This is a genomic window from Streptomyces sp. NPDC018031, assembly GCF_044327625.1.
Lineage (GTDB): Bacteria > Actinomycetota > Actinomycetes > Streptomycetales > Streptomycetaceae > Streptomyces.
Genome location: NZ_JBIRFT010000007.1, coordinates 334,046 through 350,079, shown reverse-complemented (window position 1 = coordinate 350,079; position 16,034 = coordinate 334,046). Strand labels below are relative to the sequence as shown.

Sequence of the window (16,034 nt, the reverse complement as noted above, 5' to 3'; positions counted from 1 at the left end):
CACCCTCACCGGCCACACCACGCACCACACCCGGCACCTCCCGACCCTCGGCCAACGCCGAAAGCCCCGCCAGGAAACCCTCCCGCTCCCCCGCCGTCAGCACGGCGCGGTGCGGGAAGAGGGTGCGGGTGGTGAGCAGCGCGCCGCCGACGTCCTCGGTGCGCAGTTCCGGGTGCTGTTCGAGGTGTGCCAGCAGCCGTGCGGCCTGGGCGCGCAGGGCGGGTTCGGTCTTGCCGGAGACCACCCAGGGGAGGGCGGGGCCCTCGTGCGCCGGGGTGATTCCGTCCGGCTGGTCTTCCGGCTCGTCCCGGTCCTGTCCCGCTGCCGGGGCGGGTGCCTCGGTCAGGACGAGGTGGCAGTTGGTGCCGCCCATGCCGAAGGCGCTGACGCCCGCGGTCAGCGGCTGGTCGTGCGGTGTCCACGGGCCGGTCTCGGTGCGTACCCGCAGGTTGAGTTCGTCCAGCGGGATCCGCGGGTTGGGGGTGCGGAAGTTGAGGCTGGGGACGAGTTCCCGGTGCTTGACGCAGAGCGCGGTCTTGATCAGGCCGACGACGCCGGCCGCGCCTTCCAGGTGGCCCACGTTGGTCTTGGCGGAGCCGACCTGGAGGGGTGCGGCGCCGGGGGTGCGGGCGGTGCCGAGGACGGCGCCGAGTGCGCCTGCCTCGACGGGGTCGCCCACCTTGGTTCCGGTGCCGTGGAGTTCGACGTACTGGACGTCGGCGGGGTCGACTCCGGCGTTGTGGTAGGCGCGCCGGAGGACGTCTTCCTGGGCGGGCTGGTGCGGGGTGGTGAGGTTCTCGCCGCCGCCGTCGTTGTTGACGGCGCCGCCGCGGATGACGCAGTAGACCGGGGCGCCGTCGGCCAGGGCGTCGGCGAGCGGCTTGAGGATGACGATTCCGGCGCCTTCGCCGCGTACGTAGCCGTTGGCGCGTTCGTCGAAGGTGTAGCTGAGGCCGTCCGGGGAGAGCCCGCCGAACTTGGCGGCGGCCACGGTGCTGTCCGGTGCGAGGTTGAGGTTGACGCCGCCGGCGATCGCCAGGGTGGCTTCGCCGCTGCGGATCTGTTCGCACGCGGTGTGCACCGCGACCAGGGACGACGCCTGACCGGCGTCGATGGTGAGGCTGGGGCCGCGCAGGCCCAGGGTGTAGGAGACGCGGTTGGCGATGATGCTGCGGTGGAGGCCGGTGACGCTGTGCCGGTTGATGGCGGTCAGGTCGCCGTTGCGCTGGAGGGTGGCGTAGTCGTCCCAGATGACGCCGAGGGAGACGGTGGTGCGGCTGTCCCGGATGCGGTCCGGGACGATTCCGGCGTCCTCCAGGGCTTCCCAGGTGAGTTCCAGGACGAGTCGCTGTTGCGGGTCCATGGCCGCGGCCTCGCGCGGGGAGATCCCGAAGAAGGCCGGGTCGAAGTGGCTGACCTGGTCCTGCGGGAGGAATCCGCCACGACGTGTGTTGATCTTCCCGGGGGTGCTGAGGTCCGGGTCGTGGAGGTCGTCCGCGTTCCAGCGTTCGGCGGGCACCTCGCCGATGGCGTCGGTGCCGCTGCGCAGCAGCTCCCAGAACGCCTGGGCGTCGGGCGCTCCGGGGAGCCTGCACGACAGTCCGACGATGGCGATGGGCGTGTTCGCCGGGTCAGGCAGAGCGTCGGAAACCGTCATCAGCGTGACTCCCCCTGGAACTGGACGTGCGGAGTTCTGAGCGTGCCGGACGTGCGGGAGACGTCCGGTGTGTCGGATGTGTGGGATCGCGCGGCGGCTTGGCGCCACGTGTTCCGGCAGCGGCGTGCGGCACGCCGGGCAGCACCGGGCCGCCCGCCCGGTCGGTGGTGACGGGGCGGGCGACCCGCGAAGGGTCGGGCGGAGTTACCGGGCGACGGTCAGTAGATGCCTTCCGGCGCGGTGCGCACCACCTGGAGCGGGCGGGCGTTGGCCACGCCGTCGCAGGGGTAGGCGCTGCCGGTGTCGTAGCGGATGGCGAGGTCGCGCTCGAGGATGTTCGGCAGGAACAGGTCCTCGTGCATCACGGTCAGCTTGACCTGGCCGTGCTCCCCGTAGTCGACGGTCCGGGTCCAGTCGTCACGGTCGACGACACCCATGGTGACCTGCGGGTAGTTCGGCAGGTACGGCATCAGGTCGCCGTCCCGCTCGACCGGCAGGGCCACGGTGTTGCCGAAGGTGTTGTTGTAGGTGACGACGAGCAGCCCGTCGCCGAGGGCCTTGAGGAAGGAGCGGCGCATCGCCGGGGTGGCGTGGGTGCCGCTGAGGCGGGCGCCCTTGAGCGCGGCGACCAGTTCCGGGCGGGCCTTGGCGAGGGCCTGGAAGAGGGCGGGGGTGGTGACCAGGTAGTCGATCGGCTGGGTCTCCAGCAGGTCGGACATCTGGGCGACGAGGTGGTCGGTGTACTCCTGGGCGTCGCTCAGCCGGCCGGCGCGCAGCATCCGCTTGACCCAGCGCGGGTCGAAGTCGATGCCGTAGACCCGGCCGTCGTAGAGGTCGACCAGGTCCCAGGCGCCGTGGCCCATGATGTGCGGCCCGGTGGGGCTGGCCTGGAGCCAGTTGCGGCCCTGTTCGAAGCCTTCCTTCTCCAGGATCCAGCGGCGCCAGTACGCGCGCTGCTGCAGCATCGGCTCGGTGTAGTAGACCCGGCAGGGGTTGCCGGTGGTGCCGCCGGACTCCCAGACACGGCCGGTGAGCGGCCGGGGCACGGCCAGCGGCACGAGTTCCGCGGGGTCCATGGTGCGCAGGTCGCCGATCGGCATCGGGCCGAACTTGGACAGCTCCTCGTAGCGGGTGATGTCCCGGGGGTCGAAGTCGAGTTCGGTGGCGCGCTTGAGCCAGTACGGGCTGCCGGTGTCCGGGTCGAAGTGACGACGGATCACCCGGCGCGTCCACGCGTCGATGTCCTGTGAAAGCCACTCTTCGATCTGCGGGGTCACGTCGTTCTTCATCGATCTCACCGGCCCACGGCTTCAGTTGAGTCGAGCTCGATGCCGAGCTCGTAAATGGCGGTCATGGCCTCGAATACGTGATCCGGGGATTGGACGTGCACCACCGGGAACGACGAACCGAGGAATGTGCCGAAAGAGCAGGGTCCCAGGACGAGTCCGAGTTCGGTGCCCGCCCTTTCGAGACCGTTGATCATATGGGGAACGCTCACCGGGTCCGTGGGGTTCCTGCGGTAGAGGTCGCGGATCTCCTCACCGGTGGTGAGCGTCTTGACGTCCATACAGGAATGCACCGGCACCTTGGGGTCCCGGAAGGTCATCTCCCGCAGCGTCGGTTCGAGGAAGTCGCTGATTTCCTGCTGCAGCGGCGAGTGGAACGCGAAGCCGTGCTCGTCGGATATCTGCAGGGTGCCCGGGGGGAGCCGGGTGCCGAAGTCGGCGAGGGCGGTGCGGTAGCCGGCCAGCAGCACCATGCGCTCGCTGCCGGTGCCGATGCGCCCGAGGTCGGCGGAGAGATAGACGTCGGCCACGCCGGCGAGGCGCTCGTCGAGGTCGAGATCGTAGGGCAGCCGGACCGCGGCGACGCCCTGTGCCGTGGCGCCGTCGCTCGGCGGCACCGGCATCTCGCGCATCCGCATCAGCAGCCGGAACAGGTCCTCGCGCTCGACCGAGCCGGCGAGGCTGGCCCCGACGAGCGCGCCGAAGCTCAGGCCGCACACCGCGCCGGGAGTGATTCCGTATTCCTCGGCGAGGACGTCGGCGATGCCGAAGACCGCGGCGGCCTGGCGAATGGCGCCGATGCCCTGGCGGTGCTGCTGGCCCGGTTCGCGCTCTTCGGTGAAGATGCGCTGGGCGTCCAGGCCCGTCCACGCTTCGATTTGTTCATAACACTGACGGACCACGGGAAAAAGCTCGTAAAGTTCCGAGCCGGCACCCGGTTGGTCGTTCATGCCGCCGTCAAGTACGTAGGCAAGCGTCACGCTGAAATCCCCGTCTCGCGCTATCTCCCGTACGGGGGCACAGCGAGACGTCACACCCCCTACCCCTCCGCATCCCCTGGAAGCGCGTGGTGGTGACGTGTCAACAGTTCGAACAAACTGTCCCCCGTCGGATCATCCAACGCCCCGTGCGGCCGGATGTCAACTTCGGTAAGCCCCGTATACGGTCAACGATTCGGTCCGCCGCGACCGACGGGAAGCGCCTGGTTACGGGGTACTTGACGGCCTTTTGGACAAACTCTCCGCACCGGTCCGGAAACGGCGCGGGCCGCGGTGCCACCATCGAGTGGTGATGGCACCGCGGCCCGTGACGACGGGTCAGCCCGTTACCGAGCCGGACTCGCTCTGTTCGCCGCGCGGTTGCAGCTCGTTGGGCACCGCGCCACCGAACCGGCGGTCGCGGGAGGCGTACTCCAGGCAGGCCCGCCACAGGTCGCGCCGGTCGAAGTCCGGCCACAGCACGTCCTGGAAGACCATCTCGGCGTACGCGCTCTGCCATATCAGGTAGTTGGAGGTGCGCTGCTCACCGGACGGCCGCAGGAAGAGGTCCACGTCCGGCATGTCCGGGTAGTACAGGTACTTGGCGAGGGTCTTCTCGTTGACCTTCGACGGGTCCAGCCGGCCCGCACGCACGTCCATCGCCAGCGCCTGGGCCGCGTCCGCCAGCTCCGCGCGGCCGCCGTAGTTCATGCAGAAGTACAGCGTCAGCCCGTCGTTGTCCTTGGTCTGCTCCTGCGCTATCTGGAGCTCCTTGGCCACCGACTTCCACAGCTTGGGCATCCGGCCCGCCCAGCGCACCCGCACGCCCAGCGCGTCGAGCTGGTCCCGGGACTTGCGGATGAAGTCGCGGTTGAAGTTCATCAGGAAGCGCACCTCGTCCGGCGAGCGCTTCCAGTTCTCGGTGGAGAACGCGTACAGCGAGACGTTCTTCACGCCCATCTCGATCGCGCCCTGGAGGACGTCCAGCACCTGCTCGGCGCCGACCTTGTGCCCCTCGGTGCGGGGCAGCCCGCGCTGCTTGGCCCAGCGGCCGTTGCCGTCCATGACGATCGCCACGTGCCCAGGGACCAGCTCACCGGGGATCTTCGGCGGGCGGGCACCGGAGGGGTGCGGGTCCGGGGTCCGGTACTCGCGACGCTGCCGGCCCAGTATTCCGCGTCGTGCCATTGCGGGGCTCGTCTCCCTTGTCGTCTCTACCGCCGCTACGCGCCGCGGCTACTTCTCCACGTACCGGAGCGAGCGCAGGCCCCGCTCCAGATGCCAGTGCAGATACGCGGCCACCAACCCGCTGCCCTCCCGGGCGTGGCGTGGCTCACACGCGTCCGCCGTCTTCCAGTCCCCGGTCAGCAGCGCGCCGAGCAGCGTCAGCGACTCCGCCGAGGGTACGACGCTACCGGGCACCCGGCAGTCTCCGCATATCACGCCACCGGCGCCGACCGAGAAGAATCGGTTCGGCCCCGGCATTCCGCACTTCGCGCAGTTGTCGAAGCTCGGGGCGTACCCGTTGACGGCGAGCGACCGCAGCAGGAAGGCGTCCAGCACCAGGTGCGGCTCGTGCTCCCCCGCGGCGAGCGTCCGCAGTCCGCCCACCAGCAGCAGGTACTGCTGGACGGCCGGCTCGCCCTCGTGGTCGGTGAACCGCTCGGCCGTCTCCAGCATGGCCGTGCCGGCGGTGTAGCGGGCGTAGTCGGTGACGATGCCGCTGCCGTACGGCGCGATCGTCTCACTCTGCGTGCACAGCGGCAGCCCGCGCCCCACGAGCTCCCCGCCACGGGCGAAGAACTGCACGTCGACGTGGCTGAACGGCTCCAGTCGCGCCCCGAACTTCGACTTGGTGCGGCGCACCCCCCGGGCCACCGCCCGTACCCGGCCGTGACCCCGGGTGAGCAGGGTGATGATCCGGTCCGCCTCACCCAGTTTCTGGGTGCGCAGCACGATGCCGTCGTCACGGAACAGACTCATGCGCTCATTGTCCCGCACGGCCCAGATGATCGAATCCACCGGTCTGCGCCGCGCGCAGGAAGCGGGCGAGGACGGCCGGGCTGGTGGTGATCGTGTGGGCGGGGTCGTCGCTCTCCCGCAACAGAGCCACGCCGGGTACGCGGGCCACTTGCACACAGTTGTTCTCAGTCGCTCCGGAGTACGAGGACTTCCGCCACTGTATGTTCGACATCTCTCCGCTCTCAGAGTTGTTGGGCGAGGGCGTGGATGAAATCGCGCGTGCCCGCGGGAGGCAGGGACTTCTCTTCCATGCGATCCAAGATCAACCGGTAATTGGCGAGGAGCGTCTCGGCATCCACCAAAGTGACGCCGGTGGCCACGTCGAGCTGAACCGTGTCCAGCCGGGGTACCGGCCCTGCCGCGTGGAGGATGGAATTGTCGGCTGCGGCGAAACCGCCGGCAGCGAACGGGATCACCCGCACGGTCACGTTCTCGCGCTCCGACGCTTCGAGGACGTGGGTCAGCTGCTCCTGAGCCACCTTGCTTCCGCCGAATCCCATCCGCAGCGCGGACTCATGGATCAGGAACGTGCAGTCGGGAGGGTTGTCCCGGTCCAGCACATCGCGACGGCGCAGCCGGTGCGACAGGCGGCGGCGCATCTGCACGGGGGTCGGTTCGGGCACCGCCATGGCAAACAGGGCCTTGGCATAGGCCTCGGTCTGCAGGAGTCCCGGCATGTACATCGGCTGGTAGCCGCGCAGGCTCAGCGCGTGGTGCTCAAGCTCGGCGAGGTCGAGGACGCCCGCGCTCAATGCGCCCCGGTACTCCTCCCACCAGCCGTTGACCCGCTCGATGGCCATGGCGGCGAGGGCATCGACGTACGCCTGCTCCCCGCACTGGTAGATGGCGGCCAGCGACCGTAGTCGCTCCTCGCTCATCCCGAGGCGCCCGGCCTCCATGTTGCTGATGCGGGTCCTGTCCGTGCCCAACTGCTCCCCGGCCTGGGCGACGCTCATCCCGGCGTGCTCCCGCATCTTCCGCAGTTCCGCACCCAGACGCCGCTGCCGGGCTGTGGGGGCTGACCTCGGCGACATGACGTTCCCTCCCCTGGTTCCGTCGCACAGTGTCGCGGCGGGTGTCCGCCACGTCTAATCAATGCACGCGTTTATGAGTTCGAGTGCACGTGTGCACTCTCTTGCCCTATCGTCATGATTGCACAGCGCATTCGCGTCACCACGTACCGCGTTGGGAGACACCGTCATGCCCACGACCAGCAACATCACCCCCCTGTACCGGCTCAGCGCCCCCAACCTCCCCTCCAGTCCCCGCGTCTGCCGCGACACCGTCGCCGCCGTACTCGACGCCGCCGGGGCGGGCGCCCTCGCGGACACCGCGCGGTTACTCGTCTCGGAGGCGGTGACCAACGTCCACCGGCACGCCGGGAACACCCGCGTGATCCATGTCGACGTCCTGGTCCAGGACGGCGCCGCGGTCATCGCCGTCAAGGACAACGACCCCGACGGCATGCCGCTGCGGTGCCCGCCCAACCCGCAGGGCGAGGGCGGCCGGGGGCTGCTGCTGGTGGAGGAGCTGGCCCACCGCTGGGGAGTCACCTGGTTCGGCGGCCCCGAAGCAGACCGCAAGCAGGTGTGGTTCGAGGTGCGCGCCCCGGAGTCCTGAGTCCCGGCCCGGTTCCCCGGCGCCGGAAAACCCGGTGCCGGGCGCGTCCGGGCGTTGCTAGGTTCGCCCTGTCGCGGCCCGCGACGTCCGTACGCAGAAGGGGTCGAGCACCGGGATGTCCGCCGAGAGTCCGCCTGTGGAAGCGTCACCGGCCCACGTGTACCTCGCGGAGGTCCTGGACCTGCTTGCGGAACACGCCCTCAACCGTGACCGGGTGGACTGGGCACGGGTGCGCCGGACGGCGCGGGCGAGGATCGCGGACGCGACCGGCACCGCAGAGACCTACGACGTCATCGACGCGGTGATCGACCTGCTGGGAGATCCGCACACCTTCCTGCTCCGCCCCGAGCAGGCCGCGGAGACCCGGGACGAGGGCGCCGCCCTGGTCGAGCCCGTCCCCACCGGGCGCCTGGTCGAAGGGCACTTCGCCCATCTCACCATCCCCTCGGCGAGCGGCGTCGAGGAGGCCGAGAGGCGGTACATCCAGCACGGTGCCGCCGCCCTGCGCGACCTGGACGGCCGCCGCCCCCGCGGCTGGATCGTCGACCTGCGCGGCAACACCGGGGGCGCCATGTTCCCCATGCTGACGGTGGTCGCCCCGCTGCTCGGGGACGGGCATCTGGGGTCGTTCGTGGACGCGGCGGGTGAGCCGTCGGGCCGCTGGACGCTCCGCGACGGCGTGGTGTACGTGGACGGCGAGGCGCTCTCGGCGGAGCCCAACCCCTACCGCCCGGCCGGGCCCCGGCCGCCCGTCGCGGTCCTCACCGACGGACAGACCATGAGCGCCGGTGAAGCCACCCTCATCGCCTTCCTCGGCATGCCCGGCGTGCGGACCTTCGGTCGGCCCACCGCGGGTCTGGCGACCGGCAACGCCGCCATCGACCTGTCCGACGGGGCGATGCTCGTCCTCACCGCGGCCAGGGAGGCCGACCGGACAGGCCAGCTCTACGGGAACGACCCGATAGCCCCGGACGAACCCACACCCGACGGCACCGACCCGCTCACCGCGGCGGTGGCCTGGCTGCGGTCCACCCCGGGTGCCCCGGCCGCCGGACCTCCGATTGTCAGTGCCGGGCCGTAGATTGCGGCCATGCTGATCACACCCGGCGAGCGCCGCGCCCGCCTCGGCCGTCGTCACCTCCTCCTCCCGGGCACCCGCGCGGCGCGCACCGAGGAGGTGGCCGACGCCCTGGTCGGGCTGCACGCCACCGACGCCGCGAGCGTGGTCCTCTCCTCCTGGGCCCGGCTGCGCGAACCGCGGCTGTCCGATGTGGAACGCGCCCTGTACGAGGACCGGACGCTGGTCCGGATGCACGGCATGCGGCGCACCCTCTTCGCCGTGCCCGCCGACCTCGTTCCGGTCGTGCACCACTCCACGACCACCGCCCTGATCCCCCGCGAGCGCGCCACGCTGCTCAAACACCTGGCGGCGAGCGACCCCGCGCGGGACGGGGAGTGGCTGGACGCGGCGCGGGAAGCGGCGCTGACCGCCCTGGCCGGCCTCGGCGAGGCCGGTACGGCGGAGGTGACCGCGGAGGTGCCCGCGCTCCAGGAGACGATCGTGCTGTCCCCCGGCAAGCGGTACGAGGCCCGGCAGCGGGTCGGCGGCTCGGTACTGCGGCTGCTCGCGATGGAAGGGCGGATTCGCCGCGGGCGACAGCTCGGCGGCTGGGCGTCGGGGCAGTTCCGCTACACCCTCGCCCCGGAGATGCCCGCCATGGATCCGGCGGACGCCCGGGCCGAACTGGTGCGGCGGTGGCTGGCCCGGTACGGGCCGGGCACCACCGACGACATCAAGTGGTGGACCGGGTGGACCGTCGCCGAGGTGCGCGGCGCGCTGGCCCGGCTGGCGCCGGCGGAGGTCCGGCTGGCCGAGGGCACCGGATGGGTGCTGCCCGAGGACCTCGACAGCCCGCCGGAGACCGGCGGCGAACCCTGGGTCGCGCTGCTGCCCTCCCTCGACCCGGCCACCATGGGCTGGAAGCACCGCGACTGGTACCTGGACCCGGAGCACCGCCCGCTGATCTTCGACTCCGCGGGCAACGGCGGGCCCACCGTCTGGTGGAACGGCGAGATCATCGGCGCCTGGGCGCAGCGGGACGACGGCGAGGTGGTGTGGCGGCTGCTCGCCGACCGGGGCGCGGAGGCACGGGACGCGGTCGCGGCCGAGGCGGCCCGGCTGCACGACTGGCTCGCCCAGCGGCGCATGGCGGCCCGCTTCCCCGCCCCGCTGACCCGCGAACTGACCTCCTGACGGGGACGGGGCCGGCAAGACCGGGCGTCACGGGGACGGACGGGGCGGACCGGGCGCGGTCTACATCCCGATGACCGGCTGGGGCGCGATGTTGTGGTTGCGGCGGAAGACGTTGTCCGGGTCGTACTGCGCCTTGACCGCCCCCAGCCGCCCGTAGTGCTCGGTGCCGAACCCCTCGATGACGCGCCCGCGGCCCTCGTCGCCGATGAAGTTGAGGTACACCGCGCCGCTCGACCAGGGCTTCAGGTCGGCCCGGACGTCGTGTGCCCACTTCCGGCCGCGCTCGTCGTCCGCAGGGTCCGCCCAGAGGCCAAACGGGTGCGCCACCCACGCCGCGTGCCGCCAGGGCAGCGGGTAGTCGGAGTTGCCCCGGCCGGCCGCGCCGCCGCCGGGGAACAGCACGTGCTGCGACGGGGACGGGACGATCATGTCGGTGGCGCGGGCGCAGAACAGTTCCACGGCCTCGTCGGGGAGCGCCTCCAGGTACTCGGCCGACCAGTAGTTGCGGTAGCCGGGCGGGTCGTCGAGCAGGCACTGGAGCTCGGCGTAGGGCAGTTCGGCGATCAACTCGCCCTGGTGGCCGAGGTCCAGCAGCGGTGCCAGCACCCGGCGGGCCTCCGGTTCCGGGCCCGCGTAGACCAGGACCGTGACGAGCGTCAGCCGGTCGACCAGGTGCCGGGGGACGAACTCCTCGTCCGGTCCGGTGGCGTAGAGGATCCCGCCGCCCACCTCGTCCGGGGCGAGCGCCATGAAGTCGCGGTAGCCGCGCAGCACGCCGGGCCCCGCCTCCGGGTCCTGGAACAGCAGGGCGGCGGTGACCGACGGGAGTCGGTGCAGCCGGAAGGTGAGGGAGGTCGCGACGCCGAAGTTGCCGCCCCCGCCGTGCAGCGCCCAGAACAGGTCCGGGTTCTCCTCGTCGCTCGCCCGGACCGTGGCACCGTCCGCGGTCACCAGGTCGACGGAGAGCAGGTTGTCGCAGGCGAGCCCGAACTTCCGGTCCAGCCAGCCGGTCCCGCCGCCGAGCGTGAAGCCGCCCACGCCCGTGGTGGAGACCCGGCCGCCGGTCGTCATCAGGCCGTACGGCTCGCCCGCCCGGTCCAGATCGCTCATGGTGGCGCCGCCCGCGACCCGGGCGGTACCGGCCCCGGGGTCGACGGTGACCGCCCGCATCCGCCGCAGGTCCACGACGATGCCGCCCTCGGTGAGGGCCATCCCGGCGACGCTGTGCCCACCGCCGCGGACCGCGATCTCCAGCCCCTGCTCACGGCCGAAGCGGACGGCGTGGGCCACGTCCGCCGGATTCTCGCACTGCGCGATCACCGCCGGCCGCCGGTCGATCATCGCGTTGAAGACGGTGCGGGCTTCGTCGTACGGGGGATCGCCACGGGCGATCACCCGCCCCGCGAACCGATCGCGCAGGCCGTTCAGGGCGGCGGTGTCCACATGCTCCGCGGTAGCCACGCCTCCCACGCTACGCCCGGCCCCGGCCCCCGGCACCCGGGCGCTTGCCGCCCCCGGCCGCGCATACCCCCGGCCCGGAGATCACCCGGTGACAAGTAGTGTGAAGCCGGTTACCGAACGCACATCCCGTGCGGTCGGTGCACACGCTCGTGCACCGACACGTGGGCCCGGGAACGACAACGTGGAGTACGCACATGCGAAGACGTGGATTATCGGCGGTCGTGGCGCTGGTCGCGCTCACGGGTTGCGGCTCGTCCGACGGTGATGCCGGGAAGAAGCCGACCGCCGGCAAGGCGACGAAGTCCGCTCGCGCCAAGGGCGCGACCCCGAGGTGCGCCGGCGAAGCCCCGGCGGACGGCCTGCACGTCCTGTACGGCGGAGCCTTCCGGCTGCCGGGCGGCGGAGCCGTCACCTACCGCTCCGAGACTACGGACACCGATGGCACGGCACGTACCGCCGTGCTCCTGGAGGGCGAACGTCCCCAGCAGACCGGGCAGCGCTGGACAGTGAGCCCCGGTCAGCGGCTGACCGTCTCCGGGCACTCCTACACCGTCAGCCAGATCTGCTCGTACCGGGTGGTACTCCGGCCGGACGACGCCAAGGACCGCGCCGCCGCCGCCGCGAAACCCGCCAGCCTGGTGCCGGTCGGCGACGAGCAGGACAACCGACTCTGCTTCACCACGCGCCCGGACGTCCGCGCCCAGGGCGCCGAGCCCTTCCCGCCCAAGGGCGGGACCTGGTCCCTGAGCGACCCCACCGGCAGGAAGGAGCCCATGCCGCTGCTGGCCGACGGCGGCTTGGCCACCGCGATCACCAGCGTCGACGACGAGCCGTTCGCCGGCATCGCGGTGAGGTGCGCGGGCGTCCTGACCGCGAGGTACGAGGTCTCCGCCGGCGACGTGATCGAGCTGGCCGGAGTGGAGTTCGAGGTCACCGGGATCCGCGAGCGCGCGGTTCTGCTGACCAGGCTCAGCGACTGACCGGACGCACGGGGTTCCCGCCGGGGCCCGCGGGCCCCGGCGGCCGCGCTCGGGCCCGGCTCGGCCGGGGGGGTCCGGCCGCGGCGGCCGGTGCTCACCCCGAGCGGGGGGTGAAGCCACCGATGGTGCGCAGGCCGAGTTCGCGGTAGAGGTCCGCCGGTGGCGTGGCGCGCGCCTGGAGGTAGAGGTTCTCGAAGAAGGCCAGGAAGGGGGCCTGCCGCATCGCCCGCTCGGCCATGATGTACGGCTCCATCGCCTCCCACACCTGGATGATGCGGAAGTTGAAGACCCCCAGCGCGACCCGGGAGTCCATCATGTCCAGCGCGTGCATCATGCCGATGCTCTCGTACATGAACGCGACGTTCCATATGGCGTGCTGGGCCTGTTCGGGCAGGGCCGCTATGCCGCCCTCGTCCGGTGCCGGGTGCTCCGTGGCCAGCCGGGTCACCACGTAGGTCTGGTCGCGCTGGAAGTCCATGTCGCGGATGTCGCGGAAGTACACCTCCAGGATCGTGGTGAGGGCGCTCTGGGACCGCGCGTGGCGGAGCTGCCGCCAGGCGGCGATGGCCGAGAGGACGAGGGCGACGAACGAGACGCCGAGCGAGGCGACGTTGTACAAGGCGGCTCCCATCGGGGGTCGGCGCGGCGGCCGGAGCGGTCAGGCCCGGACCAGGGCGATGGCTTCGTTGGGGGTGACCGTGCCGTCGGCGCGGCGCTCCAGGGCCGTGAGGTGACCGGCGATGGCGCGGTAGCGGTCCGCCAGTTCGGGGTGCCGCATCGAGTGTTCGGCGGTGGCGGCCAGGGCGAAGGCGGCGAGCCGGAGGTACGGCAGCTCCCCGGGGTCGACGGCGCGGTGGTTCACCGCCAGGGCCCGCAGCATGGTGTCCAGGGCGGTGCCCAGGCGGTCCACCACCGGCCGCAGCCACCGCGGCCTGACCAGCAGGGTGACTCGGCTCCGGAGGTCCCGCAGGGCGGTTTCGGCGAGCGGTTCCAGGGACAGGTCGGCGCTGGGGCGGGTGGTGGGGTCGGCGGACCGGGCGGTGCCGGTGCCGCGCAGCAGCGGCTCGACGTACTCCCAGAAGAGCACCATGCGCCGGTCGCCGCGGCCGAAGGTCCGCTCCCCCGGCTCACCGGCGAGTCGGACCAGTACGGCGATGGACCAGGCCGCCACGCGGCTGCGGCGGTAGTCCCGGCCGAGGAACTCCGGGGAGAACCGGTCGCAGTCCCGCAGGCGCTGCCGGACGTCGTCCACCGCGAGGACCACGCCGAGCACGAAGCTGGCCACGTCGATCTCGTCGATGCGGATCTCGCCGCTCAGCACGCCCTGGGTGACCCGCATGGTCGCCTCGGTGAAGCCCTGGAGGTCCTCCTCGGCGATCCGCTGGGCCACGTCGAAGATGCCGCCGGGGGCGGTCTGCGCCGGGTCGCGGGAGGCGGCGGCCGCCAGCCCCTCGGCGAGGCCCAACTGGCCGATCAGCAGGGCGACCTTGTCGGTCTCGGAGCGGCCGAAGGAGAGGAACGGGGACGTGGGCCACGGGTCCGCCACTCCTTCCGGCACCCACAGCACCGGAGGACCGGAGGGCCGCTCCGCCGGTGGCGCGCACCAGAACGCGTGCTCGCCGGAGTGCGCCACCAGCCGGAATCCGGGGTCCCGCACCTCGGCCCCGGTGGGCAGCCGGTATCCGGAGCCGTCGGGCAGCAGGTCGTTCAGCCAGATCAGGAAGTCCGCCGCCTCTCGGTGGGTCGGGCCGGCCGCGACCGCGTCCACGGGGCTGCCGGCGAGCCGGTCGTCGGTGCACAGCCGCCGCTCGGTCGCGAAGAGGTGGAACAGCCCGCGGGTGACCGGGCGGGCGCAGACGGTGGTGTCCTCGCTCAGGGTGACGGTCTCGCGGAGCTGGCGGGTGACGGTCACCGCCGTCAGCAGCCGCCGCAGCCGCGGGTCGGTGCCGCCGTCGAGCGCGGACTGCCGCAGTTCCTCCAGCCGGCGCGCCATCTCCGGATCGAGTTCCGCGGCCTCCTCGGCGCAGTCGTACGCCAGGGCGAGCGCCGTGACGCTGCCGGAGTCGAGGCACGCGGCCACGATCCGGGCCGGGTCCACCCGTGCCGCGTACAGCAGCGTCGTCTCCCGCCACCAGTCGTCGCAGACGTGCGCGGCCAGGACGTCCCCGAGCCCGCGCTGCTGGATGTGGAGCGCGGCCAGGTGCTCCTGGAGGGTGAGGTGGGCGAAGGCGTAGAGGCCGCGTTCCCGCTCGACGAGGAGTCCGCTGGTGACGATCTCGGCGAGGAAGTCCTCCACCCGGACGGTGGCCGCGACGCGGAGCAGGATCGGTCGCAGGATCTCCTCCGCGCGGGCGGCCTCGATGTCCCGTTTCCGGTCGGTCATCATCGCGTGGGCCAGCTCCCGGACCACGACCTCCTTCTTCGCCCCGGTGAGTTCCGCCCGGGCGACCGGTGCGCCCTTGGCCTCCTGGCGGCGCCAGAGCAGCACCTCGCAGATCTCCCCGTACAGTTCGGCGCGGCTGCCCGGCAGCGCGCCCCGGTAGCGGTGCACGTTGGCGATCATGGTGAGCAGCAGCGGGTTGGCCGCCAGGTCGTAGAGCATGGGGCGGGCGCGGAGGCGGTCCAGCAGGTCCTGCGCCTCCTCGGTGGCCCTGGCCGCGACACCGGCGTCCGCCGTGCCGGTGCTCAGCCGCTCGATGGCCCGGTACCAGCCGTGCACGAAGCGGGATATCTGCTCCCCGGTGAACCGGCGCACCTGGAGGACGCGGGCGCGGTCCACGGGTGCGGTCTGGTAGCCGTGCGGGCGCGAGGTGAGGATGAAGTCGTTCGCCTCGTATCCGGCCATCTGCTCCTCGACCCAGGCGGAGACCCGGCGCCGGTCCTGCTCGTGGGCCACCTCGTCCAGGCCGTCCAGCAGCACCACGCAGCGGCCTTCGCGCAACCGCTGGTCGAACCAGCCGGGGGGCTGCTGGGCGGGGCAGCGGCGCAGCGACGCGGTGATGACCTCGCCCAGCGTCACCCGGGGGTCGGCGGTGATGGCCTCGGTGTGGTCGCGCAGCAGTAGCAGCACCGGGAGGTCGCGCCGGCCGCGGCGGCCGCGCTGCCCGGCCAGTTCCAGGGCGAGGTGCTTCAGCAGTGTCGTCTTGCCGGTGCCCGGGGCGCCGATGACGGCGAGCGCGGTGCCCGCGGGCTCCCCGAGGAAGTCCCGGATGGACCGGCGCACCGGGACCGCGCCCGCCTGCCGGGTACCGGCGAGGGATTCCGCCGACACCTCGTGGGCCGGCCGCGGCACCAGGCTGACGTCGACGAAGACCTCCTCCAGCCCGGGCGTGTAGTCGCCCCGGGTCGCCAGCCCCTTGAGGTCGATGAAGCGGTGGTGGCTGAGGACGAAGGCGCGGTATTCGCGCTCGAAGCGGGAGATCCGGCGGCGCAGCCGGCCGTCGAGCGCGTCGGCGGCCCGTCCGACCCAGCGGTCGGAGACGTTGGCGTACACCTTCACCAGGAAGGCGACCACCGCCAGGAGCGCGGCGTAGCCGAGGAGCAGCAGCAGCGCGCCGACCGGGTGGGCCTCGACCGAGGACCAGAACTTCGCCCCGAGCAGCGCGGGCGGCAGCACGCTCGCCGCCGCCAGCCCGAGCCGGGACAGTAACTCCGCGCCTCTGCCACCCGCCACCGCCGATGCCCCCGTTCACCGCGACGCTCCGGACGACCACGGATGGTCACCGTCGGATCAGCGTAGCGGGCGGGGAGGCGGCGCGACCGGGCTTTCCGGGCGGT

General features: G+C 72.0%; 14 protein-coding genes. 4 read left to right on the top strand and 10 right to left on the bottom strand.

All coding sequences use genetic code 11. From position 1 onward, the window contains the following. From ACH4B3_RS19495 to ACH4B3_RS19465, 7 genes are all read right to left on the bottom strand, one after another. Nucleotides 1-1,657: type I polyketide synthase (locus tag ACH4B3_RS19495; RefSeq protein ID WP_398464144.1), on the bottom strand; the 1,657-nt coding region annotated here is incomplete at its 3' end. Between the two features lie 218 nt (nucleotides 1,658-1,875). Beyond that, nucleotides 1,876-2,946 (bottom strand): arylcarboxylate reductase, encoded by a 1,071-nt coding sequence (locus tag ACH4B3_RS19490; protein WP_398464143.1) that lies wholly within the window; start codon nucleotides 2,944-2,946, stop codon nucleotides 1,876-1,878. A 5-nt stretch (nucleotides 2,947-2,951) separates the two neighbouring features. Next, nucleotides 2,952-3,923: an acyltransferase domain-containing protein gene (locus ACH4B3_RS19485; RefSeq protein ID WP_398464141.1), complete on the bottom strand. Its 972-nt coding sequence runs from the start codon at nucleotides 3,921-3,923 to the stop codon at nucleotides 2,952-2,954. 336 nt (nucleotides 3,924-4,259) lie between these two features. Further along, nucleotides 4,260-5,108, bottom strand: coding sequence for an isoprenyl transferase (locus tag ACH4B3_RS19480; RefSeq protein WP_398464139.1), 849 nt, complete (start codon nucleotides 5,106-5,108; stop codon nucleotides 4,260-4,262). Between the two features lie 48 nt (nucleotides 5,109-5,156). Beyond that, the gene (gene recO / locus ACH4B3_RS19475; protein ID WP_398464137.1) at nucleotides 5,157-5,903 is read right to left on the bottom strand and encodes a DNA repair protein RecO; all 747 of its coding nucleotides are present in this window, start codon (nucleotides 5,901-5,903) and stop codon (nucleotides 5,157-5,159) included. Nucleotides 5,904-5,907: 4 nt separating this feature from the next. Next, nucleotides 5,908-6,114: a DUF397 domain-containing protein gene (locus ACH4B3_RS19470; RefSeq protein WP_398464135.1), complete on the bottom strand. Its 207-nt coding sequence runs from the start codon at nucleotides 6,112-6,114 to the stop codon at nucleotides 5,908-5,910. Nucleotides 6,115-6,124: 10 nt separating this feature from the next. Then, entirely contained in the window at nucleotides 6,125-6,976 is an 852-nt protein-coding gene (locus ACH4B3_RS19465; RefSeq protein ID WP_398464133.1) for a helix-turn-helix domain-containing protein, read from the bottom strand. A gap of 166 nt (nucleotides 6,977-7,142) precedes the next feature. Here ACH4B3_RS19465 and ACH4B3_RS19460 point away from each other — a divergent pair, with 166 nt between their 5' ends. The 3 genes from ACH4B3_RS19460 (at nucleotide 7,143) to ACH4B3_RS19450 (ending at nucleotide 9,816) form a co-directional block, all read left to right on the top strand. Beyond that, nucleotides 7,143-7,562 (top strand): ATP-binding protein, encoded by a 420-nt coding sequence (locus tag ACH4B3_RS19460; RefSeq protein WP_398464131.1) that lies wholly within the window; start codon nucleotides 7,143-7,145, stop codon nucleotides 7,560-7,562. Nucleotides 7,563-7,698: 136 nt separating this feature from the next. After that, a complete protein-coding gene (locus ACH4B3_RS19455; protein ID WP_398464129.1) occupies nucleotides 7,699-8,643 on the top strand; it encodes a S41 family peptidase in 945 nt (314 codons plus the stop codon). Nucleotides 8,644-8,652: 9 nt separating this feature from the next. Continuing rightward, on the top strand, nucleotides 8,653-9,816 hold the full coding sequence (locus ACH4B3_RS19450) for a winged helix DNA-binding domain-containing protein (protein WP_398464128.1): 1,164 nt from the start codon (nucleotides 8,653-8,655) through the stop codon (nucleotides 9,814-9,816). A gap of 60 nt (nucleotides 9,817-9,876) precedes the next feature. Here ACH4B3_RS19450 and ACH4B3_RS19445 read toward each other — a convergent pair whose 3' ends face one another. Next, nucleotides 9,877-11,277 carry an FAD-binding oxidoreductase gene (locus ACH4B3_RS19445; RefSeq protein ID WP_398464126.1) on the bottom strand — a complete coding sequence of 467 codons (1,401 nt, stop codon included), beginning with the start codon at nucleotides 11,275-11,277 and terminating at the stop codon, nucleotides 9,877-9,879. Between the two features lie 194 nt (nucleotides 11,278-11,471). On the opposite strand from ACH4B3_RS19445, the gene ACH4B3_RS19440 reads away from it, so the two are divergent. Next, nucleotides 11,472-12,257: a hypothetical protein gene (locus ACH4B3_RS19440; protein WP_398464124.1), complete on the top strand. Its 786-nt coding sequence runs from the start codon at nucleotides 11,472-11,474 to the stop codon at nucleotides 12,255-12,257. Nucleotides 12,258-12,351: 94 nt separating this feature from the next. Here ACH4B3_RS19440 and ACH4B3_RS19435 read toward each other — a convergent pair whose 3' ends face one another. Next, nucleotides 12,352-12,888 carry a hypothetical protein gene (locus ACH4B3_RS19435; protein ID WP_398464122.1) on the bottom strand — a complete coding sequence of 179 codons (537 nt, stop codon included), beginning with the start codon at nucleotides 12,886-12,888 and terminating at the stop codon, nucleotides 12,352-12,354. A gap of 27 nt (nucleotides 12,889-12,915) precedes the next feature. Next, complete coding sequence (locus ACH4B3_RS19430) at nucleotides 12,916-15,930, bottom strand: NACHT domain-containing protein (RefSeq protein WP_398464120.1); 3,015 nt, start codon at nucleotides 15,928-15,930, stop codon at nucleotides 12,916-12,918. Nucleotides 15,931-16,034 lie beyond the last annotated feature (104 nt).